Annotated in this window: 17 protein-coding genes; 11 read left to right on the plus strand and 6 right to left on the minus strand. The window is 74.9% G+C overall.

What is annotated here, in order from left to right:
- Positions 1–44: 44 nt before the first annotated feature.
- Positions 45–1,376 carry an MFS transporter gene (locus ACFWOG_RS26595; RefSeq protein ID WP_355399838.1) on the minus strand — a complete coding sequence of 444 codons (1,332 nt, stop codon included), beginning with the start codon at positions 1,374–1,376 and terminating at the stop codon, positions 45–47.
- Positions 1,377–1,698: 322 nt separating this feature from the next.
- Between ACFWOG_RS26595 and ACFWOG_RS26600 the strand changes: the two genes are divergently transcribed.
- Positions 1,699–3,381 (plus strand): hypothetical protein, encoded by a 1,683-nt coding sequence (locus ACFWOG_RS26600; RefSeq protein WP_380361236.1) that lies wholly within the window; start codon positions 1,699–1,701, stop codon positions 3,379–3,381.
- Between the two features lie 81 nt (positions 3,382–3,462).
- On the opposite strand, the gene ACFWOG_RS26605 is transcribed toward ACFWOG_RS26600, so the two are convergent.
- On the minus strand, positions 3,463–3,906 hold the full coding sequence (locus ACFWOG_RS26605; RefSeq protein ID WP_329948648.1) for a VOC family protein: 444 nt from the start codon (positions 3,904–3,906) through the stop codon (positions 3,463–3,465).
- Between the two features lie 182 nt (positions 3,907–4,088).
- Here ACFWOG_RS26605 and ACFWOG_RS26610 point away from each other — a divergent pair, with 182 nt between their 5' ends.
- Both ACFWOG_RS26610 and ACFWOG_RS26615 read left to right on the plus strand, forming a co-directional pair.
- Entirely contained in the window at positions 4,089–5,420 is a 1,332-nt protein-coding gene (locus ACFWOG_RS26610; RefSeq protein WP_329948649.1) for a hypothetical protein, read from the plus strand.
- Positions 5,421–5,634: 214 nt separating this feature from the next.
- Positions 5,635–7,116, plus strand: coding sequence for an alkaline phosphatase PhoX (locus ACFWOG_RS26615; RefSeq protein ID WP_329876317.1), 1,482 nt, complete (start codon positions 5,635–5,637; stop codon positions 7,114–7,116).
- Positions 7,117–7,226: 110 nt separating this feature from the next.
- Here ACFWOG_RS26615 and ACFWOG_RS26620 read toward each other — a convergent pair whose 3' ends face one another.
- Positions 7,227–8,828 (minus strand): helix-turn-helix domain-containing protein, encoded by a 1,602-nt coding sequence (locus tag ACFWOG_RS26620; protein ID WP_329948650.1) that lies wholly within the window; start codon positions 8,826–8,828, stop codon positions 7,227–7,229.
- Positions 8,829–9,084: 256 nt separating this feature from the next.
- On the opposite strand from ACFWOG_RS26620, the gene pruA reads away from it, so the two are divergent.
- The 3 genes from pruA (at position 9,085) to ACFWOG_RS26635 (ending at position 12,760) form a co-directional block, all read left to right on the plus strand.
- Positions 9,085–10,713, plus strand: coding sequence for an L-glutamate gamma-semialdehyde dehydrogenase (gene pruA / locus ACFWOG_RS26625; RefSeq protein ID WP_329876313.1), 1,629 nt, complete (start codon positions 9,085–9,087; stop codon positions 10,711–10,713).
- Between the two features lie 133 nt (positions 10,714–10,846).
- Positions 10,847–11,776, plus strand: coding sequence for a proline dehydrogenase family protein (locus ACFWOG_RS26630; protein ID WP_329876311.1), 930 nt, complete (start codon positions 10,847–10,849; stop codon positions 11,774–11,776).
- 288 nt (positions 11,777–12,064) lie between these two features.
- On the plus strand, positions 12,065–12,760 hold the full coding sequence (locus tag ACFWOG_RS26635) for an RraA family protein (RefSeq protein WP_380361237.1): 696 nt from the start codon (positions 12,065–12,067) through the stop codon (positions 12,758–12,760).
- Positions 12,761–12,877: 117 nt separating this feature from the next.
- Here ACFWOG_RS26635 and ACFWOG_RS26640 read toward each other — a convergent pair whose 3' ends face one another.
- Both ACFWOG_RS26640 and ACFWOG_RS26645 read right to left on the minus strand, forming a co-directional pair.
- Positions 12,878–14,137 (minus strand): TerD family protein, encoded by a 1,260-nt coding sequence (locus ACFWOG_RS26640; protein ID WP_329948694.1) that lies wholly within the window; start codon positions 14,135–14,137, stop codon positions 12,878–12,880.
- Positions 14,138–14,330: 193 nt separating this feature from the next.
- Positions 14,331–15,803: a hypothetical protein gene (locus ACFWOG_RS26645; protein WP_380361238.1), complete on the minus strand. Its 1,473-nt coding sequence runs from the start codon at positions 15,801–15,803 to the stop codon at positions 14,331–14,333.
- Positions 15,804–16,210: 407 nt separating this feature from the next.
- On the opposite strand from ACFWOG_RS26645, the gene ACFWOG_RS26650 reads away from it, so the two are divergent.
- Entirely contained in the window at positions 16,211–16,711 is a 501-nt protein-coding gene (locus ACFWOG_RS26650; RefSeq protein WP_329876308.1) for an SsgA family sporulation/cell division regulator, read from the plus strand.
- Here the strand turns inward: ACFWOG_RS26650 and ACFWOG_RS26655 are convergent.
- Entirely contained in the window at positions 16,663–18,399 is a 1,737-nt protein-coding gene (locus tag ACFWOG_RS26655) for a GAF domain-containing protein (protein WP_329948652.1), read from the minus strand. The two genes, ACFWOG_RS26650 and ACFWOG_RS26655, sit on opposite strands and share 49 nt — an antisense overlap.
- A gap of 666 nt (positions 18,400–19,065) precedes the next feature.
- Here ACFWOG_RS26655 and ACFWOG_RS26660 point away from each other — a divergent pair.
- From ACFWOG_RS26660 to ACFWOG_RS26675, 4 genes are all read left to right on the plus strand, one after another.
- Entirely contained in the window at positions 19,066–19,761 is a 696-nt protein-coding gene (locus tag ACFWOG_RS26660; protein ID WP_380361239.1) for a phosphatase PAP2 family protein, read from the plus strand.
- Positions 19,762–19,914: 153 nt separating this feature from the next.
- Complete coding sequence (locus tag ACFWOG_RS26665) at positions 19,915–20,427, plus strand: pyridoxamine 5'-phosphate oxidase family protein (RefSeq protein WP_329876304.1); 513 nt, start codon at positions 19,915–19,917, stop codon at positions 20,425–20,427.
- Between the two features lie 203 nt (positions 20,428–20,630).
- On the plus strand, positions 20,631–21,752 hold the full coding sequence (locus ACFWOG_RS26670) for a TIGR03364 family FAD-dependent oxidoreductase (RefSeq protein WP_329948653.1): 1,122 nt from the start codon (positions 20,631–20,633) through the stop codon (positions 21,750–21,752).
- Between the two features lie 11 nt (positions 21,753–21,763).
- Positions 21,764–22,447 carry a phosphonatase-like hydrolase gene (locus tag ACFWOG_RS26675; protein WP_329876300.1) on the plus strand — a complete coding sequence of 228 codons (684 nt, stop codon included), beginning with the start codon at positions 21,764–21,766 and terminating at the stop codon, positions 22,445–22,447.
- Positions 22,448–22,518 lie beyond the last annotated feature (71 nt).

Consider the following 22,518-nt stretch of genomic DNA (forward strand, 5'->3'; position numbering starts at 1 on the left):
GCCCGGGACGGATCCTCCGTCCCGGGCAGCGGCGTTTCCCGTGGTCAGGCGTGCCTGGGCCGGCGGGCGACGGCGACGGCCAGGGCGGCGCAGAGGGCTGCGGCGAGGAGGACGAAGCCGCTGGTGGCGGGGAGGAGGCCGTAGGCCTGGACGAGCGCGCCGACGGCGACGATGGGGAGGGACGAGCCGAGGTACACGATCACCCAGAGGGAGGAGAGCTCGGAGCCCCGGCGCTCCGGGTTCATCGCGGCGACGGCGCCGGTGAAGAGCGAGCGGAACGCGATCCCCTGGCAGGCGCCGCCGAGGACGCTGCCGATGAACAGCAGGGCCGGGGTGCCGGTGTACTGGGCGGTGACGACCAGGCCGAGGCCGGTGGCCAGGCCGGCCATGCCGAGGGCGATGACCAGGCGGTCGGCGGTCGGCGGGACGAGCAGCTGGGCGGCGGCCGAGGAGCCGAGCAGCAGGGCCGCGACGACGGCGCCGGTCAGGCGGGAGTCGGTGTGCAGCAGCTTGGCGGAGAAGGCCGGGGCCAGGCTGAGGTAGACGCCGAAGACCGCGTAGGAGATGAAGCCGGCCGAGGAGGCCAGCAGGAACTCGCGGCGGCCGGTGATCGGCAGGGCCAGGCGCTGCGGACGCAGGTGGGCCGGGGTCGTGATGCGGGGCGGGGAGGCCGGCGGGCGGTTGCGGCCGGGCATCCGGGGGTGGACCAGCGCGAGCGGCACGCAGAGCGCCAGCAGGGCGATCGCGTGCAGCAGGAACGGGGTCAGCAGCGGGTCGGAGCCGCCGGCCAGCAGGGCGCCGACCACCGGGCCGAGCGCCACACCGCCCGCGGAACAGGCGAGGGTGAGCTTGGCGGCCAGGGTGGGGTGGTCGGGCAGCAGGTCCCCGAGGGCGGCCCCGGCGGCGCCGGTGGACAGGCCCACCGCGACGCCCTGGACGGCGCGGCCGGCGGCGAGCTGCCAGAAGCTGCCGGAGGTGGCGAAGACGACGTCCCCGGCGGCGGCCAGGGCCACGGCGGGCAGGATCAGCGCCCGCCGGCCGAGGTGGTCCGACCAGTGGCCGACCGCGGCCAGCACCGGGACCAGCGCGAACACGTAGATCGTGAACAGGACGGTGGTGTCCAGCGCGGTCAGGGACAGCCGCTGTTGGAGCAGCGGGTAGATCGGGGTGGCCAGGTTGGCGCCGATCAGCATGAAGAGGAGGGCGGCGGCGACGAGGCCGACGCGGACACCGCGCAGCGCGTTCCAGCGGCTGATCGCGGCGAGCCGGAGCTGGGCGCGGGGCGCGAGCTCCAGGGGAAGCAGGGCCTCCGACAGTCGGCGTCCGTCGAGCTGCGCGGTGCGCAGGCCGGAGCCGGCGGGGGAGAGGTCCGCCATGGCAGGGGTCTCCTGTGGCCGGGCACCACCGGGGTCGGCGGGGTATGCCGGCGCGCCCGTCCTGGGCGCTGTGGTGGTGGCCTCGGTGCGGGGCTCCCTGGTGGAGCGGGTGAGCTGAAGTGGGCTTCGTTGCCCGTGGGCCCGCGCGGGGTGTGCGCGGTACCGATTCGAAGGATAAGGGGTAGGCGCGCGCTCGCGGCGCGCGCCCCTTGAGGCCGGGCATCGGGCGTGCGCGGCCTATACGCTGAGGTGATGGACCGGTGCGCGCGGGTGATGCCGCGGGGCCGGCGGATTGACCTCGGGGTAGGGAGAACGCGCAACGATGGCCGCACGACGTCGTAAGAACGCCGGGACCTCGGAGGCGGGCACGCCGGGCGAGGGTGCGGTGCTGCCCGCCGACCTGGAGCTGCAGGATCTGTACGGGGCGTTCGCCGCACACGGGTTGGACGACGACGACCTGGACGACTCGGCCGTGCTGGTGCCGCCGGTGACGCTGCCGCCCGAGGCCGAGCTGGCCGCGCAGGCGAAGGCCGTCCCGATGTTCGGGTGGGCCCTGGAGCTGGCCCGCTGGACGGCCCCGCACCGCACCGTGGACGAGTTCGGCGACCTCACCGACCCGGACCGGGAGCCGGCCGCCCGGCTGCTCGGCCTCGCGCCGGAGGAGGGCGAGGTGTCGGAGGAGGCCGTGGTCGAGGCGATGCGCGCCTGGTCGCTGGCCTGTGACCTGGATCTGATCGAGATCGGTACCACGGCGGCCGGCGAGCACGTCGCCGTTCCCGGGCCGGACCTGGAACCGGCCGAGGAGGGGGACCCGGAGACCGTTCTGGAGCTGTGGCTGACCGCCGCCGGGATCGTCCGTGAGCTGGCCGTCGAGGCCGACTCGATGCCCGAGCCGGGTCACGAGGGGCACGGCGGTCACGCGGGCGGGGAGGGCGGGGAGGACACCGAGGGCTCGGAGACCTCGGCGGACGAGGACGAGGACGAGGACGACGAGGACCGGCTCAGCGAGGTCGAGGAGGCCCGCGACGAGGCCGCCGAGCTGCTCGACGAGGCGCTCCAGGTGCTGTACGAGACCACGGCCTTCGCCGAGCCGGGCGGCGAGACCGTGCCGCTCGGCGTGCTGGCCGCGCTCCTGGTGGTGCCGGAGGGCGAGGAACCGAGCGAGGAACTGCTCGGTGACATCACCGACGTGATGGTCGCCCTGGACCCGATGCTCGCGGACCTGGCCGAGCTGGGCCTGCTGGACTACCGGCCGATCGACCCGGACCTCTTCGACGAGGAGGAGGGCGAGGCCGCGGCGCCGGAGGCCGACACGGAGGAGCCGCTGGACGAGGCGGAGTCCGCCCGCTTCGGGCTGGTCCGCCTCACGCCGCTGGGCCAGTACGGCATCCGGCAGTGGCTGCTGGAGGACGGCTACGACGCGCCGCTGGTCGGCGACCTGGCCGGGGGCGACGCCGCCGCGCTGCTCAGCGGGATCAGCGAGGCCGCCAACGTGCTGCCCGAGGAGGAACTGCGGGTCTGGATCACCGACCGGGACCCGGTGGAGGCGGCGCGCGAGCTGCTCGCCGCGGCGCGCGGCCACGACGCGTACGCCCCGATGCGCCGGATGCTCTGCCACTCGGCGCTGACCATGCTCGGCGGGCCCGCCGAGCCGGCCGTCCGGGAGGTGCTGGACGACCCGGAGCTCGGCGGCGGGGCGCGGACCTGGCTGGTCTCGCTCGGCGCGGCCGACGTGCCCGCGCCCGAGCGGGCGATGGCGCTGTGGACGGTGGTCGACGCGTTCGCGGCCCAGCTGCTCGACTCCGGCGGCGACCCGGAGCAGCTGCGCGAGCTGATCACGGACCTGCCGGTGACCGGCAATCCGGCGAGCTACTTCGGCGAGCTGTGGCGGGTCGACCACCCGTACACGGCGGACGTGCTGGAGGCGGTCGGCGAGCTGCACCTGGACCGGACGGTCGCCAAGGAGGCCCGCAAGGCGGCGTTCAAGGCGCGGTCGAAGGGCTGAGCCGCCCGGGGCCGCCCGGGTGGCGGGTGGCCCGGCTGCGGGGGCGGCGGGGCGCCCGGCCCGCCCGATCGGTCGCCGGCCTCACGGCAGGTCCAGCGAGCCGCCTTCGGCGATCGGGAAGAACGGGTTGTGGGCCAGCTCCCAGAGGTGGCCGTCCGGGTCCTCGAAGTAGCACGAGTAGCCGCCCCAGCTGGTCGGCGCCGGCGGCTTGACCACCGTCGCGCCGGCCGCCGCCGCCCGCTCCAGCGCGGCGTCCACCTGGGCGGGCGACTCCAGGTGCACCGCGAGGGTGACGCCCCGGAACGAGGGCTCGCCGCCGGCCGGCACACCCGCGTCGGCGGCCAGCTCGTCGTGCGGGAAGAGGCCGAGCACCGAGTCGGCGGTGCGGAACCAGACGATCTCCGGGCTGGAGACGGAGGAGCGGCGCCAGCCCAGTGCCTCGTAGAAACGGGCACTCTCGTCGAGGTCGGTGACCCCGAGGGTGACGATGCTGATCCGGGCCGGGAATTCCGTGGTTGCTGTCATGCCGGCCAGCGTACGAAGGGGGACCGACAGCCGGGCGCCCGGACACGGCCGCCGGCCGCCGGTTCCGTTTGCCGGGCCGATCGGCCCGCTGCGGCAAAGGGCCTGATGACCCGGCAGGTCGGGCCACGTATCGTTGCCCGCAGTCGACGGGGCACGGCGAGGACCAGGAGGTGCGGCGCGGGATGACGCGGGCGAGCGGCAGCGGGCGGGACGGCCGGCACAGGGACGGCGCGGGGACGGTGGACCGGTTCGACCGGCCGGACGGATGCCGCGGTGACGACCTGGAGGAGTGCCTGGCGGCCCAGGAGGAGTTCGCCCGCCGCACCCTCGCCTCGGCCTCCTTCCCGGTGTACGGCGCCGCGCCCCTGCTCGGGCCGGGCGGGGCCGTGCTGGTCGCGTTCGAGGCCGGTGGCGCCGCCTCCGGCGGTGCCGGCACCGAGGCGTCCGGTGCGCGGTCCGGCGGTACGGGGACGGCCGGCGCGGGATTCGGCGGCGTCCGTACCGTCGCCGGGCCGGGCTGGATCGAGGTCGGCTCCGGCGACTGGAGCTCCCCCGAAGGCCCGTTCATCACCGTGCGCACCCACCGGCCCGGCGTCGAGCGCCTCGGGCCGCTGCCCGAGCTGGACGACGTGGTCGAGGACGAGCGCGACCGCGTCTACGAACAGCTCGGGGTGGACGAGGGCGACGGCCCCGGCCGGGTCCGGGCGCTGCGCGAGTGGATCACCGTGGACGGCGAGCCGCGCGCGGTCGAGGTGCACGAGGACCGGCGCGGGCTCTGGTCCGGTGCGGCGCTGCCCGGCTGCTGCCCGATCAGCGGGGCCGAACCCGTGTGGGCCGGCCGCCTCCGGCTGGACGGGCTGACCGTCACCGTCTGCGGCCGCGGGGTGCCGCCCGGCGGCGTCGAGCTGGCCCGGATCGGTGACCAGGAGCGGTACCTGCGGGGCCGGACCGCGATGCTGCGCGACCTGGCCGTCCGGCGGGGCCGTCAGGTACCCCTGGGCGAGCGCGAACTCGCCCTGGCCACCGGCCTGGAGGCGCACCGGGCGGTGATCGCCCAGGGCATCAGCGAGGCCGCCGCGGTCGAGGCGCGGGTCCGGGCCGGACGGGCGCCCAGGCCGTCCCGCGGAGCCCGCGCGGAGGCGGGCGCGCTGCGCTGGGAGACGGCCGTGCGGCAGCAGATGCGGCTCGCCTCGGAGACCCGGGAGGAGGCGCTGGCCGCGGTGGCGTCGATGGTCGAGCAGCTCAACCGGCTCTCCCAGCTGACCCACTGGGTGGTGGGGACGCCGGAGGGGGACGCCGCGGTCGAGGAGGTGATCCGGTACACGGTGTTCGCCAGCGAGGTGGCGAGCCTGCCGGCGCAGCGGGCCTGGGAACAGGTCCGGCGCGGCCGGGCCGGCCGGGGGCCGCAGGACCGGGTTCCGGAGGGGCTCGGGGAGGGCGAGGAGCACCGTCTCTGCGAACAGCTCTGGCTGGCCTCCTGGGAGCAGTGGCGGGTGGCCCGGAACGGTCGCTGAGCCCCCGTTCGCCCGCTCGACCTGCGGTTCGTCGGGGAAGGGCGGATCATGAGTTCGAATACGGTCGGCAAATGACCACCCTGACGAGGCATCTGCTTAACCGTGCGTTCACCGAACGGGCGGAGTCTCTGGGCGTCGACGTCCAGCCTCGACACCTCGCACGCCATGCACCGGGGACCGTCCCGGTCGGCGCCACCCCTCAGGAGTGACTGCCATGTCGCTGTCCCGCCGGGACTTCGTCAACCGTTCCACCGTCGTCGGGGCCGGTGTTCTGATCGCCGGCAGCGCCGAGGCGCTGGCCAGCGCGCCGGGCGCGATCGCCGCCCCGGTCGGCGGCGAGGCGCCGGCCGCCGCCGTCGCCGAGGCCGAGCGGGTGGCCGTCGGCTACGGCCCGCTGGTCCAGGACCCGGAGGGCCTGCTCGCGCTGCCCAAGGGCTTCAAGTACAAGGTCGTCAACCGGACCGGCGTCACCAAGCTGCGCACCGGCGAGTTCACCCCGAGCAACCACGACGGCACCGCGGCGTTCGAGGACGAGCGCGGCGGCAACCTGCTGGTCGTCAACCACGAGCTGTCCGGCGGCCGTGCCAACTGGCCGAACCCGGTCCCGCTGATCGAGGGCCACGTCTACGACCCGGGCGCAGCCGGCGGCTGCACCATCGTGCACGCCAAGGCCAACGGCAAGGTCGAGCAGTGGGTCGGCATCGCCGGTACCTCCACCAACTGCGCCGGTGGCGTCAGCCCGTGGGGCACCTGGCTGTCCGGCGAGGAGACCGAGGACAAGGCCGGCAAGAACGGCCTGACCAAGGACCACGGCTACATCTTCGAGGTCGACCCGTTCGACGACGACTACAACCGCGACCCGCAGCCGGTGAAGGCCTTCGGCCGGTTCGCCCACGAGGCCGTCGTCGTCGACCCGAAGCGCGCCCACGTCTACCTGACCGAGGACGCCTCGAACCCGAACGGCCTGCTGTTCCGCTGGACCCCGCCGGCCGGCTTCAAGCACGGCCGCTACCAGCTGCGCAAGCTGGCCGCCGACGCCGGTCTGCTGGAGGCCTTCAAGGTCTTCGACGCCCAGGGCAAGTTCGTCGACGACCTCTCCCGCGCCACCACGGTCGGCACCACCTACGGCGTGGACTGGGTCAAGGTCGAGGACCGCGACGCCCGCACCGTCTCGATCCGCAAGCAGTTCAAGGACGGCGAGGTCACCCGCGCCCGCAAGCTGGAGGGCATGTGGTGGGGTGACGGCGGCTTCTACTTCGTCTCCAGCTTCGCCCGCTCCGAGAGCCCGGTGCAGCACGACGGCCAGGTCTGGTTCTACAACCCGGTCCGCCGCACCATCACCCTGAAGGTGCTGCTGGGCGTCAACACCGACGTCTTCGGCGACCACGACAACTACGACGGCCCGGACAACATCACCGTCTCGCCGTACGGCGGCATCGTGATCGCCGAGGACGGCGAGGGCGTGTCCCACCTGTTCGGCGCCACCGAGGACGGGCTGACCTACCCGATCGCCCGCAACGACCTGAACATCGGCACCGCCACCAAGCCCGAGTTCAGCGAGTTCACCGGCGTGACCTTCTCGGACGACGGCAAGACCCTCTTCGCCAACATCCAGGTCCCCGGCATCCAGCTGGCCATCACCGGCCCGTGGCACCGGCTGAACGAGCACAAGCGCGGCCAGGGCTACGGCGCCTGAACCGACCGCAGGTGAGTGACGGGGGCCCGCTTCGGCGGGCCCCCGTCGCGTCCCCCGACGGGTGCGTCCCCCCGGGGGCCCGGACCAGGGCCGGGCGTGGAGCGGGCGGGCTACGGCTCGGCCGGGAGCCGGAGCTGGAGCATGGCCAGCAGGCGTTGCTGCGGCTGGGCCAGGTCGATGCCGGTCAGCTGTTCGGCCCGGCGGACCCGGTAGCGCAGCGTGTTGGGGTGGATGTGCAGGGCGTCCGCCGCGACCCTGACCTCGCCCAGCGCGTCCAGCCAGGCCAGCACCGACTCGCCGAGCCGGGTGCCGTGCCGGCGGTCGTACGCGGTGAGCGCGGTCAGCCGCGGGTCGCGCAGGCCGCCGCGCTCCTGGAGCAGCGCCAGCACCTCGCTGACCAGTACCTCCGCCTGCACGTCGATCAGCGCCGCGACCTCCAGGTCCACCCCGCCGCGGCCCATCGCGTCCAGGATCCGGTCCGCCTGCGCCCGGGAGTCGGGCACCTGGGCGAGGCCCTCCACGGTCGACCCGATCGCCGCCCGCAGCGGGACGCCCAGGTGGTCCCGGGCCGCCTCGACCACCTCCTGCGCCCAGTCCCGCACCGTCGCCATCGGCAGGTTGGCCGGCAGCTCCGGCAGCAGCACGTACACCCGGGACTCGATCGGCGCGAGCAGCGCGGTCCGGTGCCGGGCCGCCGTGTGCACCGAGATCAGGCCGGTCACCTCGGCCCGGGTCAGCTCCTCGGTGGAGCCCGCGCTGTACGCCAGCACGGTCGCCGGGCGGCGCAGGTCCAGCCCCAGGTGGGTGGCGAGCGACTGCGCGCCGGTGGAGCCCTCCAGCAGGCCGGTGAGCAGCGTCCGGGTCAGCCGGACGTCCGCGGACAGCTCCCGGCGTCGGCGCACCAGCTGGGCCGCCGCCACCCGCGCCGCGCCGACCAGGGCCTGCTCGGCCAGCGGCGCGAGCGGCTGGGCCCCCTCCTGCACCCAGATGGTGCCGAGCGGCTGCGCGCCGGCCCGGATGCCGATCGCCAGCCGGCGGCGCAGGCCCAGCTCCGGGTGCGGGTCGACCGCGATCGCCGTGTCCGAGGTGCGCAGGTGCTGGAAGACGCCCCACTCGCGGAGCTTCGACAGATACGGTTCGGGGCCCTGCCAGCCGAGGATGGAGAGCCGGCGCAGGTCGTCCACCTCGTCCGAGTCGGAGGAGCGCGAGTAGGCGAGCACCCGGCTGGAGGTGTCCTCGATCGAGACGATGCCACTGGTGAGGACGGCGACCGTCTGGGCGAGCGAGAAGAGGTCGCCGGCGTTGTGCTCGGCGGTGCCCGGCGAGTCCGGGGTGTCCGGCCCGGCGATGATCGCGCGGGCGAGCGAGTCGAGGTGCTCCCAGCGGGTCTCCCGGCGGACCGAGAGCAGGGCCACGCCCGCCTCGGTGGCCGCCTCGCGCAGCGCGTCGGCCTGCCCGGGCGCGTCCAGTTTGACGGCCACCGCGGCGGCGCCGGCCCGTCCGGCCGCACGCAGCGCCGGGAGGGCGGCCCGGCCCCGGGCGCCGATGGCGAGCACCAGCTCGCCGGTGGCGGCGGTGGGCGGGTCCTCCGGGTCGAGGATCGCCACGTCGCGGACGGCGACGTCCAGTCCGTGCGGGGCGGCCTGGAGCTCGACCAGCGGCTCGCCGAGCGACATCAGCAACTGGCGGAGCGGGATGCCCGGGCTGGTCATCGGTCCGCCTCCTTCGGGCACCGGCCGGCCCCGTCCGGGGACCGGTCCGCCTTCCTTCCGCCGCCTCGCCGTTGCGGCGGTCCGCGCGTAGATCGGCGCGATCGGCCGGCTGTTCATCCAGTTGGACAACGCCGTGCGAATGATTTTAGCCGCCCGGCCAATCAAGCGGGCCCTGGTGCGGGAATAGCGTTCGTCCTGTGGCCGTCGTGCGACCCGCGCCGGCATCCCCGCAAGACATGAAGGAGAGCGTGCGCTCATGGATGCTGTGACCCAGGTCCCCGCGCCGGTGAACGAGCCGGTCCACAGCTACGCCCCGGGCAGCCCCGAACGGGCCCGTCTGGAGGCCAAGCTGAAGGAGCTGGGCGGCCAGGAGCCGGTCCAGCTGACCATGACGATCAACGGTGAGCGCCGCATGGGCGCCGGCGCCGAGATCCACGTCGTCCAGCCGCACAACCACGCGGCGAGGCTCGGTACCCTGCGCAACGCCACCCAGGCGGACGCGCAGGACGCCGTCGATGCTGCCCTGGCCGCTGCCCCGGCCTGGCAGGCGCTCTCCTTCGACTCCCGCGCCGCGATCTTCCTGCGGGCCGCCGACCTGCTGGCCGGCCCCTGGCGCGAGACCCTGGCCGCCGCCACCATGCTCGGCCAGTCCAAGACCGCCCAGCAGGCCGAGATCGACACCCCCTGCGAGCTGGTCGACTTCCTGCGCTTCAACGTGCACTTCGCCCGGCAGATCATGGCCGAGCAGCCGATCTCCTCGGACGGCGTGTGGAACCGCAGCGACCACCGCCCGCTGGAGGGCTTCGTCTACGCGATCACCCCGTTCAACTTCACCGCCATCGCCGGCAACCTGCCGACCGCGCCGGCGCTGATGGGCAACGTGGTGCTCTGGAAGCCGTCGCCGACCCAGCAGTTCTCCGCGCACCTGCTGATGCAGCTGCTGGAGGCGGCGGGCCTGCCCAAGGGCGTCATCAACATGGTGACCGGCGACGGCCTGGCCGTCTCCGAGGTCGCGCTGAAGCACCCGGCGCTGGCCGGCATCCACTTCACCGGCTCCACCGCCACCTTCCAGCACCTGTGGCGCGAGGTCGGCACCAACATCTCCGGCTACCGCACCTACCCGCGGATCGTCGGCGAGACCGGCGGCAAGGACTTCCTGGTCGCCCACCCGTCCGCCGACAAGGCCGTCCTGAAGACCGCGATGACCCGCGGCGCCTTCGAGTTCCAGGGCCAGAAGTGTTCGGCGCTCTCGCGCGCCTACGTCCCGGCGTCCATCTGGGCCGAGCTGAAGGACGAGTTCCGCGACGAGGTCGACGGCCTCACCATGGGCGACGTCAGCGACCTGTCGAACTTCATGTCCGCCGTCATCGACGACCGGGCGTTCGCCAAGAACAAGGCCGCGATCGACCGCGCCCAGGCCGACCCGCAGGTCGAGGTGCTGGCCGGTGGCACGTACGACGACAGCGTCGGCTACTTCGTCCGCCCGACCGTCCTGGTCTGCCAGGACCCGGCGAGCGAGTACTTCCGTGACGAGTACTTCGGCCCGGTCCTCGCCGTGCACGTCTACGAGGACGACCGGTACGACGAGATGCTGACCCAGATGGAGTCGGTGTCGGACTACGCCCTGACCGGCGCGATCATCTCCCAGGACCGCGAGGCCGTCCAGCACGCGATGCTCAAGCTGCGCAACGCGGCCGGCAACTTCTACATCAACGACAAGCCGACCGGCGCGGTCGTCGGCCAGCAGCCGTTCGGCGGCGCCCGCGCCTCGGGCACCAACGACAAGGCCGGCGCCAAGCAGAACCTGGCCCGCTGGACCTCGACCCGTTCGGTCAAGGAGACCTTCGTCCCGCCGACGGACTACCGCTACCCGCACATGGGCTGAACGTCCTCCCCCCGGGACCTTGTCCCCTGACGCCCGGTCCCGCAACCGGGCGTCCCTCGGGCGGCGGACCCCACCCCCCGGTCCGCCGCCCGCCTTTCTGCCACCCTTAGAAGCACCAGTTCCAGGAGTCACGATGCTCCGTTCCGCCCTCCTCGCGGCCTCCCGTTCCCCGCAGGTCCGCACCGTCGTCGAGAAGTTCCCGCCGACCCACGCGATAGTCGAGCGCTTCGTCGCCGGCGAGGCCCTCGACGACGCCGTCACCGCCTGCGACGACCTGGTCGCCACCGGCCGCAAGGTCACCCTGGACCACCTCGGCGAGGACACCCAGGACGCGGCCCAGGCCGCCGGTACCGCCGAGGCCTACGAGCACCTGCTCGCGGCCCTCAAGGACACCGGCCTGGCCGCCGGCGCCGAGGTCTCGGTCAAGCTCTCGGCCGTCGGCCAGTTCCTCCCGGTGGACGGCGAGAAGATCGCGCTGGAGAACGCCCGCCGCATCTGCGAGGCCGCCGCCGACGCGGGCACCACGGTGACCCTCGACATGGAGGACCACACCACCACCGACTCCACCCTGTCGATCGCGCGCGAGCTGCGCGCCGACTACCCGTGGCTCGGCGTCGTCCTCCAGGCCTACCTGCGCCGCACCGAGGCCGACTGCCGCGAGTTCTCCGGCGCCGGCTCCCGGGTCCGCCTCTGCAAGGGCGCCTACAAGGAGCCCGAGTCGGTCGCCTTCCAGGGCAAGCACGAGGTCGACCTCGCGTACGTCCGCGCGCTCAAGGTCCTGATGGCCGGCGAGGGCTACCCGATGATCGCCTCGCACGACCCCAACATGATCAAGATCGCCGGCCAGCTGGCCCAGTGGAACGGCCGCAAGCGGGACTCGTTCGAGTACCAGATGCTCTTCGGCATCCGCCCCGAGGAGCAGCTGCGCCTCGCCGGCGAGGGCAACACCATGCGCGTGTACCTCCCGTACGGGCAGGAATGGTACGGGTACTTCATGCGCCGCCTCGCGGAGCGCCCGGCCAACCTGACGTTCTTCCTGCGTGCCATGGCGACCCGCGGCTGACGACCGCCGCCGAGGACACGGCCCGTACCCCCGATGCGCGGAGGGGTGCGGGCCGTTCTCGTCGTCCGGGGCCGGAGCTCGGAGGAAGTCCTCCTGCGACAGGGAACCCGTGATCGGTTGCTCGTGCACCACAGCACTCGTGATGCCCCTCCTTCGGATGCGCGTCACGCCCACGGCGGGTCGGGGGAGTTGCGCCGTGCGCGACGGTCTTTCACCCGATGGTGGGAGACCGGCTGCGGCGTAGGATCCTCCCGCTGGTGAACTGGGCTGCGGGAAGAAGGAGTTGGCATGGTGATGAAGCGGTTCGCGGAGCTGTCGACGCCGTTGGTGGCGGACGCGTGCGTGCGGCTCGGCGTCGAGGTGCGGGTGGCGCCCGCCGGGGTGGTCGCGGTGGCCCCGGGGAGCCGCGTCGCCGGGCGGGTGCTGCCGGTGCGGCACTACGGCAGCGTCGACGTCTTCCTGGAGGCGTACGGCTCCGCGGAGTCCGGGGACGTGCTGGTGATCGACAACGGCGGGCGGGTCGACGAGGCGTGCGTCGGTGACCTCGCGGTGCTGGAGGCGCGGGCCGCCGGGGTGGCCGGGCTGGTGGTGTGGGGACTGCACCGGGACACGCCGGAGCTGCTGGAGATCGGGCTTCCGGTGTTCAGCTACGGCAGCCTGCCGCTCGGGCCGGTCCGGGTGGACGACCGGGAGTCGGAGGCGCTGACCACGGCCCGCTTCGGCCCGCACCTGGTGAGCGCCGGGGACGTGGTGTTCGCGGACGCGGACGGCGCGCTGTTCGTCCCGGGCCCGCGGGTGGACGAGGTACTGGAGACCGCCGTCGGGATCGCCCGCACCGAGCGCGTCCAGGCGGAGCGGATCCGTTCGGGCGACACGCTGCGCCGGCAGACCGCGTTCGACCAGTACCTGGAGCGCCGTGCCCGGGAGCCGGAGTACACCTTCCGCCGGCACCTCCGGCAGGTGGGCGGGGCGATCGAGGAGTAGCCGCCCCGAGGGCGCGAACGGGTTGACGCGGCAGGGAGCCGACGGGCCCGGCTGCTCCTGTTCGCGGGAGCGGCCGGGCCCTCGGTGGTGCCGGTGCCGGTGCCGGTGCGGGTGCGGTCAGAGCATCGAGGCGGCGGGCTTGACCATCGCCCGGGCGGTCTTGGCGTCGACGTACTCGCCGATCGCGGTCATCACCCACTCGCCCGAGAACTGGCGGACCAGCTTGCACATCACCACGCCGGTGCGGGGCTCGGACTGGGTGAGGTCGAAGCGGACCAGCTCCTGGTTGGAGGACGCGTCGACCAGACGGCAGTAGGCGTTCTTGACGTCGGTGAACTTCTGCCCGGAGAAGGAGTTCACGACGAACACCAGGCCGCACACCTCCGGCGGCAGGCCGTTGAGGTGGACGGTGATCGACTCGTCGTCGCCGCCTCCCTCGCCGGTCAGGTTGTCGCCGGAGTGGACGATGGAGCCGTTGAAGATGCCCAGCTTCATGAACCAGGCGGTGTCCAGCTTCTCGCGCTTCGCGTCGAAGGCGATGCAGGACGCGTCGAGGTCGATGTTGCGGCCGCGGCCCGCGGGCTCCCAGCCGAGGCCCATCCGGATGGAGGAGAGGAAGGGCTTGCCGTTCTTCTCCAGGGAGACCGAGCCGCCCTTGGTGAGGCTGACCCGGCCCTTGTCCAGGGTGACCTTGGTGAGGGACGGTGCGGCCGGGGGCGCCGGGGGCACGGGCGGGGCGCCCTGCGGCATCGGCGGGGCGGAGGCCATCGCGACCCGGGGGTCGACGGGCGTCTGGACCGTCTGGGCCGTCGGCGCGGCGGGGGCTGGCGCGGCGGGCGGGGCGACCGGGGCTGCGGCGGGGGCCGTGGCGGCCGGGGCGGCCGGCTCCTCGACGCTGACGCCGAAGTCGGTGGCGATGCCCGCCAGGCCGTCGGCGTAGCCCTGGCCGACCGCGCGGACCTTCCAGGCGCCGTTGCGCTGGTAGACCTCGACCACGATCAGCGCGGTCTCCCGGCCGAGCGGCGGCGGGGTGAAGGTGACCAGCACCTCGCCCGTGGCGCTGTCCCGGACGGTGGCGGTCGGCTCGATGCCCGCGAAGGTCGCGCCGGACTCGTCCGGGCTGGCGGTCACCACGATCTTGGTGATGCCGGCCGGGACGGCGGTGGTGTCGATGGCGATGGCGTCCGGGCCGCCGGCGGAAGCCGGACGGTGGGTCACGCCGGGCCCGTTCGGGGCGTTGTAGAAGACGAAGTCGGCGTCCGAGCGGACCTTACCGTCATCGGTCAGCAGCAGGCCCGAGACGTCCAGCGCCTTGGGTGCGGTGACCTCGACGGTCACCCGCGCGGTGGTCAGCGGGGCGTTTCCGCCTTGGGTCAGGACCGTGGACACGAACTCCTCCTGGGATGCGGTGGTGCGGGGCCGGCCCCGTGGGACGGGACGGCTGTGCCGACTGGCGACCACAGTAACGAACGAGGTGGCCGAGATGAGCCCGAAAGGGAGCCGACCCGTCCGGTGGCCGGGCGGTCCTCCGGCGGGCGACCCGGTGGTCGGGCCGGGGCAGCGGGCCAGGTCAGCGGGCCGGTGCGGTCGCGTGGGCCCGGGGGCGCGGTACGGCGGACGCGGAGGGTCCGGCGGGGGCGCCGGGTGCGTCCGTCGGGGGTGCGAAGGTGCCGAGGGCGGCGACCGCGCGGGGGTGCTGGATGCCGAAGGCCGCGGCGCTCCAGGTCTCCGGCGCGGTGGCCGGGCGCGGGGCGGCACTCGGCGCGGGCGCTGCGGAGGGGGCCGTCGGCGCGGGTCCCGCGCCCGGTGCGGCGGTGGCCGCGGTGGAGCGGCTGCCGAGGACGCCGAAGACGTACCGGCCGGGGCGGACGTCGGTGCCGGGCGGCGTGGTGAAGCGGTAGACGAGTGCGCCGCGTTCGTGGTGGGTGGTGGTCACGGCGCCCGCCAGGTCGGTCCAGGCGGTGCCGGAACCGGGCGCCAGGGTGCCGGGGGCGAGCCGGAACTCGGTCTGCAGCGCGGTGAGAGGCTCGGTGACGGTCAGGGCGAGCAGGTGCCGGGTGCCGTCGCGGCCGAGGGACTGGACCAGGGCGGCGCCGGTGAGCGCCCGGTCGGTGTGGTCGGTGTCGTCCGTGTCGCCGGTTTTGGTGCCGCTCTCGGTCCCGGCGGTCGGGTTCTCGTTGCCGGTCTCCCGTCCTCCGGCCTCCCTGCCTCCGGTCTCCTCGGAGGTCAGGCCGCCCGGGCCCGGGGGCGCGACGGGCGGGCGGGGCGCGGCGCCGCCCGGCGACGGGACGAGCGGCCGCGGAACGGAGGGCGCGGGGGCCGACGGTGACGGTCCGGACGGTGACGTGCCGTCGGCGGGCTCTCCGGCGGGGGGCCGCTCGGCGGCCGGGTACCCGTCGGCCTGCGGTCCGTCGGTGCCCGCCGGGTCGGCGCCGGGCTGCCGGCCGTCGGCGGCCCTCGGGCCGGGTCTCGGATCGCCGCCCAGGGCCTCGTTGCCGCCGGGCCCGTTCCCGCCGAGTGCCTGGGCGGAGGGTTCGCCGGTGAGGCCGTGCGAGGTGGCCGGGCCGCGCGAGGCGGCCGGACCTTCGGCGAGCGGCCGGCCGGACGCGGAACTCCCGGGGCGCGGCGCGCCCGACGCGAACGGGCCGGGGGAGTGCGTCCCCGCGGCCGGTCCCGGCGCGCCGGTTCCGCCGGCCTGCGGAGGGACGGCCGGTGCGCGGCCCGCGGGCCCGGTGGCGGTCGGGTCGGAGGAGGGCCCGTTGGCGTCGGGGGAGACCGGACTGGGCGGCCCGCTGGATCCGACCCGGGCGACCCCGGCGCGCCGGCCCACGCCCTGCTGCTCGTTGAGCAGGAAGGTGGTGGCGATGCTGATGCCGACCACGGTGGACATCGCCATCGCGGCACCGGAGAACCGCAGCGTGGGCAGCCGGAGGCGCCCGCCGAACGGCTTCGGCCGACCGTGCCGACCGTTCCGGCCGTGGCGTTCGCGGTGTCGGTCGTGCGGGTACGCCGCGTCCTGACCGGCGTCCTCGGACAGAGTCACCGGGCCCCCTCCCTCCCCTGAAGTCGCCGTTGCGGTCGTCGCATTCTCCCACGTACCGACGGCGGCGCCGGTGCTGCCGGACCGGGCGGACGGCCGCCTGGCCGGCCGGTCCGGCGAGGTCTCGTCCGGGGCTGCGCGTGCGGGGTCCACCGGTGACTCGCGCGCGGGCGCGCGCCGGCAGGGGGACGAGCGTACCAGCGGGCGGCCCGGGGGTGGCCAGCCCTCGGACGGAACCGATCCGATCCGTGGACAACCCTTCGGATAGCGGAAGTTGACGGTCCGTCTGACAGGATCGGTAAGGATCTGCCCGGTCGGGCAGGGATTATTGCAACCTCCTTGCAACCCTTGCCGCCCGGTGACCAGTGGCGCAGGCTGATGCCATCCCACGCCGTCCCGGAGAGATCGTCATGCCGCCCGACCCGCTGTCAGCACCCTCCAGTGCCCCTCTCGCCGCTACCCCCACGGGCGGCGATGAGGCAGGCTCCACCGCCGCTCCGGCGGCGGTGGAGGAGGTGCTGACCCTGCGGATCTCGTTGGGCGAGGAGGTGGTCGGCGAGGTCCGCACGCGGTTCCGGTTCGACGCCGACCGCCCGTACGAGGTGCTGCTGACGTTCCACCTGGGCCGGCCGGACGAGGCCGACTGGGTGTTCTCGCGTGAACTTCTGCGCGACGGCCTGCGCTCGTTGAGCGGTCAGGGCGACGTCAAGCTGTGGCCGGCGTACTGTCCGTGCCACGGCTCGACGTTGCACCTGGCGCTGGAATCGCCGCACGGCAGCGCCCTGCTGGAGGTCTCCAAACCGAAGGTCCGGGCCTGGCTGGACCGCACGTACGCGCTGGTCTCGGAGGAGGCGGAGCGCGCCTACGGGCCGACCGACGCCCAGCTGTCCGAGCTGCTGACGGGCGGCTGAGGCCGGACGGGCCGTGGGCCCGGAGGCTGGGCGCGCGAGGGTTGCGGGCCGGCGGGCGACGGCGGGGGCAGGTGTGCGCCCGGGAGCTGCGAGCGGACCGGCTGCGTGCCGACGGGCTGCGCGGAGGCGGGCTGTACGGAAACGATCTGCACGGAGACGGGTTGTCCGGAGACGGGCTGCGCGTTCCGGTGGTGTGCGCGGGGTCGGGACGGGTGTGCGGGCAGGGCTCGTGGCACGGCCGCGTCGCCGGGGCCGCGCGGGCCCGGTAACGGCGGGGGGCCGGGGAGCCGGGCCGTGCCGTCGGCCAACCCCGTCCGGAGCCGGCGTACGGCCGGTGCCGACGAGCTCGGCAGCAGGTCGTACGGGTCCTCCGGGCCGAGCACGCTGACCAGCACCGACTCGGCGAACCGGTACGGCCGGTGGGCCAGCAGGCCGCCCAGGTAGCGGCGGAGCCGGGACAGTTCGGCCCGGACCGTCACCGTCCGGGCCGGGTCGCCGAACAGGCCGTCGGCCAGCTGGGCCGCGGTGTGGCCGTCCCGCTCGGTGGCGAGCAGGAGGAGCAGTTCGGCGTGGCGCGGGCTGAGCCCGTGGGACCAGCTGCCGGCGGCGCCGTGCACCGAGAGCTCGGCGCGGTCCGGCCGGCGCAGGTCGAGCCGGAGCCGGGCGCCCTCGGCCTGCTCGGCGAGCAGCCCCTCGTCGGGCCGGCCGTCCGGACCGCCGGTCGCGGTCGGGTCGTCGTCCTGGGGGCGGACCGGGCGGACCAGCCAGCCGTCGGCCAGCGGCTCGATCACGCACTCACCCAGGCTCGGCAGCCAGTGCACGGCAGCCGAGCCCCAGCCGCCGGCGGGCAGCCGCAGCCGCGCGGGCGGGGGGAATCCGGCGGCGGCGGCGGTCCAGCCGGCGGCGTCCACGACCAGGGCCGGACCGTTCACCCGGGCCAGCAGCGGGGCCGCCAGGGTGCGCAGGTGGTGCAGTGACTCCAGCCGCCGGGCGCGCAGCTCGGTCTCGGCCAGTCTGGCGGCGGTGGCGGTCAGTTGCAGGAGGTACGGGCGGACCGTGTGGGCCGGTCCGCTCAGGTTGATCGCACCGATCAGCCGCCCGGTTCCCGGGTCGTGGACGGGCGCGGCGACGCAGGTCCAGGAGTGGTGGCTGCGGAGGTAGTGCTCGGCGGAGTGGACGTGCATCGGGCGCTGCGCGCGGAGCGCGGCGGCGATGCCGTTGGTGCCGACGCTCTCCTCGACCCAGCGGGCGCCGGTGAGGAAGCCGATCCGGTCGGCGCTGCGGCGCAGGCCGCGTTCGCCCTCCTGCCAGAGGATGTGGCCGTCGGCGTCGGCGATGGCCAGGATCAGCGGCGCCTGGCCGACCGGTTCGAGCAGCGTGTCGCGCAGGACCGGGAGCACCGGGTCGAGGCCGCTGGTGCGGCGGCGGTGTTCGATTTCGGCGGGGCCGAGGTGGACGGCGGCGGCGCCGGAGTCCGGGTCGAGGCCGAGCCGGCGCAGGCGGGCCCAGGAGTCGCCGATCTCGGGACGGGGTTCGAGGCGCGACTGGTCGTCGTCGGGGGCGGCGTCCCGGGCGGCGCTGCGGGCGGCGGCCTCGGCGAGGGCGCGCTCGTGGACCTTGGCCAGCTCCGCAGCGGTCTGCGGAGTTCGACGTTCGGGTCGTCGGGTCTGCCGTCCGGTCTGCCGCACTCCGTTTGCTCCTCGCCGCCGTTCGAGGGCGCGCCGGGTTGACGCGTTGACGAAAGAGTACGGGCGCTGCCGGTTCCTGGGGATGGGGTCTGCCAAGTCGGAATACCACGGGGTATGAGAGTGAACATGCCAATGAGTTATGACCGCCGGGCGTCGGGTCCGGTGTGGCTGCGGGGGCGGGTGGTGCGTGGCCGGAGGCGGGGTGCGGCGAGGCGGGTGGGCGGCCTTCCGGGGCGCGGTCCCGCGCCGGGTCGCGGTGTCGTGCCGGGTGGTGGGGCGGGGGTGCGGCGGGTCCGGCGCGGGCCGGGAACGGGGCTGCGGCGGGGCGCCGCGGGCCGGAGTGGGGCGGAGTCGCGGCGGGTGGCGGACCGGTCGCGGCGGTCGTGACGGATGCGCGTCGGGCGCACGGAGGCGCGTCGGGGGCGCATGTCCGGATGCCGGTCACGGGGCCGCCGCCGGAGCGTCCGGAGGCGGCGAGCGCGGCGGGGCCGGCCGCCGACCTGCGAGGCCGCCCGAGGAGGGCCCGCCGGGCGTGCCCGGAATCGATCGGTATCCGGTGGCGACCACTGTTCTGGTAGTAGTTGTCTCCATGCTCCCGTTTGTTCTCGAAGTGTTCCGCCCCGGAAGGGCCCGCCGGTGACCGTCCTGCTGCCGACGGCGGCGGCCGTGACCGTCCCCGCCCCCGCGCCCGCGTCGTACGCGGCCGGCCCGCAGGCCGCCTACGACGGCAGCGGCGTCGACGGCGGCCTGTACACCCGGGTGGTCGGCTGGGCCGACGCCGCGCCGCACTGGCTGGACCGGCTGGTCGCGCTCTGGTCCGCGCTCGGCCTGGCGCTCTTCGCGCTGCTCATGCTCGCCGCGTGGTGGCGTGCGCGGGGGGCCGGGTCCGTGGTGATAGCGCGGGTACTCGCCTCGCCGCTGATCGTGGTCGTCGCGTACGCGGTGAACTCGGTGTTCAAGGGAGTGGTGGAGGAGGTCCGGCCCTGCGCCCAGCTCGGGGTGCGCGACACCCTGGAGACCTGCCCCGGACCCGGCGACTGGTCGTTCCCGAGCAACCACACGGTGGTCGCGTTCGCCGCCGCCGCCGCGCTCTGGTTCGCCGACCGGCGGATCGGGTGGATCGCCGGGGTCGCCGCCGTCCTGATGGGTGCCTCCCGGGTGTGGGTGGGCGTGCACTACCCGCACGACGTGCTGGCCGGTGCGGTGGTCGGCGTACTGGTGGCGCTTCCGCTCGCGTCGGTGGCGGGCCGGGCCGCGCCGCTGGTCGACCGCGTGCGGAGCGGTCCGCTGCGCCCGCTCCTCGGCGCCGGGCTGCCCGCGCCGGCCGGTGGCCGACCGCCGGCGACGATGCGGCGGGGCTGAGCGGGACGGGTGCCGTCCGACCCTTGTGTGACCGGGGTGGCGGGGAGAGCATGTGAGCCGGGCGTGGGGCCCCTGTGGACGCGGCGCCCGCCCGGCTCAGTCGTGCCCGGGCGCCACGGGCGCCGGGCGTGCCAGTGGAGGGAAGTGCTGCCCATGCCGTACGGACTCGACATCACCCAGGGGGACTGGCCGGCCGAGGAGCTCGGCAAGGGGGTCGAGGGGCTGCTGGCCGAGGCGATGGTGCTCACGCTCGCGACCGCCGGCCACGAGCACGGCCCGCACGCCAACCTCGCCTTCTTCGCGTACGACGAGGACCTCGTCCTCTACTTCGTCAGCGAGCGTGCCACCCGGCACAGCCACCACCTGGCCGAGGAGGCCCGGGCGGCGGCGACCGTCTTCCTGCCGCCGCCGGTCTTCGGCGAGCAACTGCGCGGCCTCCAGCTGACCGGCAGCGCGGGGGAGGCGTGGGGGCGGCAGGCCGAGTCGGCGCTGGCCGCCTACCAGGGTCGGTACCCCGCCTTCGCGCAGGACGCGGAGATCCGGCGGCAGTTCCTCACCGGGGGCGGTGCGGCGGCGCTGTACCGGTTCCAGGTGGAGGAGCTGACGGCGGTGGACGAGCCGAAGTTCGGCCGGCGGAACTACCTGCGGGCGACGGTGCGACGGTAGCGGGGCACCCGGCGCGGGGCACCCGGGCGAGCTGCCGGGGCGGGCCGGGCGGGGTTCGGGGCGGGTGCCCCGGGCCTCGCGCCCCGGCCTCGGGCCCGAGTCGCGACCCTCGCCCCAGGTTGGCTGTACAACTTTTCGGTCGGTTCATCTGCGGGCCGCCGCTCCGACGCCCCTCGGTCACCTGGCGGCACCACCCTGGCCGCATGAGAGTCATCGTCGTAGGAGCAGGCGTGCTCGGCACCATGCACGCCTGGCACGCCGTGGAACGCGGCCACGAGGTCGTCCACCTGGAGCGGGAGACCGAGGCGCGTGGCGCCTCGGTGCGCAACTTCGGCCTGGTCTGGGTCAGCGGCCGGGCCCAGGGCGAGGAACTGGACACCGCGCTGCGTGCCCGCGAGCTCTGGGAGCGGATCGGCGGCCAGGTGCCCGACCTCGGCTTCCGGGCCAACGGCTCGCTCACCGCGATCCGCACCGAGGCCGAACTCGCCGTCGCCGAGCAGGCGTTGACCCTGCCGGACGCCGCGGCGCGCGGCTACCGGCTGCTCGACGCGGCACAGGCCCGGGCCGCCAACCCGGCCCTGCGCGGCAAGCTGCTCGGCGCCCTGCAGTGCGACCGGGACGCCGCCGTCGAGCCGCGCACCGCCCAGCCCGCGCTGCGCGCCGCCCTGCTGGCCACCGGCCGGTACACCTTCCTGCCCGGGCGCGAGGTCCGCGACGTCATCGGCGAGAACGCCGTCCGCGACGACCACGGCGACACCCACACCGGCGACCTCGTCGTGCTCTGCACCGGCGCCTGGCTGGGCGGCCTGGTCCGCGAGCTCGCCCCCGAACTGCCCGTCCGCAAGGTGCGGTTGCAGATGATGCAGACCGACCCGCTGGGTGAACCGCTCACCACCTCCGTCGCCGACGGCGACTCCTTCCGCTACTACCCCGCCTTCGCCGGCGGTGCGCTGGAGCACCTCAAGGCCGTTCAGCCGCAGCCGCCGGTCGCCGCCGAGCACAAGATGCAGCTGCTGATGGTGCAGCGCCGGGACGGCGGTCTGACCATCGGCGACACCCACGAGTACGACCAGCCGTTCGGCTTCGACGTGGTCGAGGACCCGTACGACCACCTGGTCGGCGTGGCCGAGGAACTGCTCGGCCGCCCGCTGCCCCGGGTCCGGCGCCGCTGGGCCGGGGTGTACGCGCAGTGCGTCGACACCACCCGGGTCGTTCATCGCGAGCGCGTCCGCGACGGCGTCTGGCTGGTCACCGGCCCGGGCGGCCGGGGCATGACCTGCTCGCCCGCCATCGCCGAAACCACCGCCGAACTCGCCAACCTGTAAGAGGAACTGAAATGTCGTACGACATCCGCCTGGTCGTCCTGGACATGGCCGGCACCACCGTGGCCGACGACGGCCTCGTCGAGCGGGCCTTCCAGGCCGCCGCCGGCACCCTCGGCGTCGAGGCCGGCAGCCCCGAGCACGCCCGCATGCTGGAGCACGTCCGCGCCACCATGGGCGAGTCCAAGATCTCCGTCTTCCGGCACCTGTTCGGCGAGGAGGAGAAGGCCCAGCGGGCGAACACCGCCTTCGAGGCCGCCTACCACGACCTGGTCGACGCCGGTCACTGCGCGGCACTGCCCGGCGCGGCCGAGGCGATCGCCGAACTCCGAGGCCAGGGGCGGACGGTGGTCCTCACCACCGGCTTCTCCCGGGCCACCCAGGACCGCATCCTCACCGCGCTCGGCTGGCAGTCGATCGCCGACCTCACGCTCTGCCCCGCCGAGGCGGGCCGAGGCCGCCCGTACCCCGACCTCGCGCTCACCGCGCTGCTGCGCACCGGGACCGAGTCCGTGCGGCAGATCGCGGTGGCCGGCGACACCGGCTACGACATGCTGACCGGCGCGCGCGCCGGGGCGTCCGTGGTGGCCGGGGTGCTCACCGGCGCCCACGGCGAGGAGCGGCTGCGGGCCGACGGGGCGACGCACGTGCTGACGTCCGTCGTCGAACTGCCGGGGCTGCTCGGTCCGGTGGGCTGATCCCGTGCCGGGCGGGCGCGGCGGAGGGCGCGCCCGCCCGGTCGGCCGCCCGGTACCCCGCTCCGGTGTGG

It is taken from the genome of Kitasatospora sp. NPDC058406, from assembly GCF_042722765.1.
Taxonomy (GTDB): Bacteria; Actinomycetota; Actinomycetes; order Streptomycetales; family Streptomycetaceae; genus Kitasatospora.

What these genes read in the sequence shown, in the direction of transcription:
- ACFWOG_RS26595 (WP_355399838.1), bottom strand. Translation starts at nt 1,376, where the DNA reads ATGGCGGACCTCTCCCCCGCCGGCTCCGGCCTGCGCACCGCGCAGCTC.
- ACFWOG_RS26600 (WP_380361236.1), top strand. Translation starts at nt 1,699, where the DNA reads ATGGCCGCACGACGTCGTAAGAACGCCGGGACCTCGGAGGCGGGCACG.
- ACFWOG_RS26605 (WP_329948648.1), bottom strand. Translation starts at nt 3,906, where the DNA reads ATGACAGCAACCACGGAATTCCCGGCCCGGATCAGCATCGTCACCCTC.
- ACFWOG_RS26610 (WP_329948649.1), top strand. Translation starts at nt 4,089, where the DNA reads ATGACGCGGGCGAGCGGCAGCGGGCGGGACGGCCGGCACAGGGACGGC.
- ACFWOG_RS26615 (WP_329876317.1), top strand. Translation starts at nt 5,635, where the DNA reads ATGTCGCTGTCCCGCCGGGACTTCGTCAACCGTTCCACCGTCGTCGGG.
- ACFWOG_RS26620 (WP_329948650.1), bottom strand. Translation starts at nt 8,828, where the DNA reads ATGACCAGCCCGGGCATCCCGCTCCGCCAGTTGCTGATGTCGCTCGGC.
- pruA (WP_329876313.1), top strand. Translation starts at nt 9,085, where the DNA reads ATGGATGCTGTGACCCAGGTCCCCGCGCCGGTGAACGAGCCGGTCCAC.
- ACFWOG_RS26630 (WP_329876311.1), top strand. Translation starts at nt 10,847, where the DNA reads ATGCTCCGTTCCGCCCTCCTCGCGGCCTCCCGTTCCCCGCAGGTCCGC.
- ACFWOG_RS26635 (WP_380361237.1), top strand. Translation starts at nt 12,065, where the DNA reads ATGGTGATGAAGCGGTTCGCGGAGCTGTCGACGCCGTTGGTGGCGGAC.
- ACFWOG_RS26650 (WP_329876308.1), top strand. Translation starts at nt 16,211, where the DNA reads ATGCCGCCCGACCCGCTGTCAGCACCCTCCAGTGCCCCTCTCGCCGCT.
- ACFWOG_RS26665 (WP_329876304.1), top strand. Translation starts at nt 19,915, where the DNA reads ATGCCGTACGGACTCGACATCACCCAGGGGGACTGGCCGGCCGAGGAG.
- ACFWOG_RS26670 (WP_329948653.1), top strand. Translation starts at nt 20,631, where the DNA reads ATGAGAGTCATCGTCGTAGGAGCAGGCGTGCTCGGCACCATGCACGCC.
- ACFWOG_RS26675 (WP_329876300.1), top strand. Translation starts at nt 21,764, where the DNA reads ATGTCGTACGACATCCGCCTGGTCGTCCTGGACATGGCCGGCACCACC.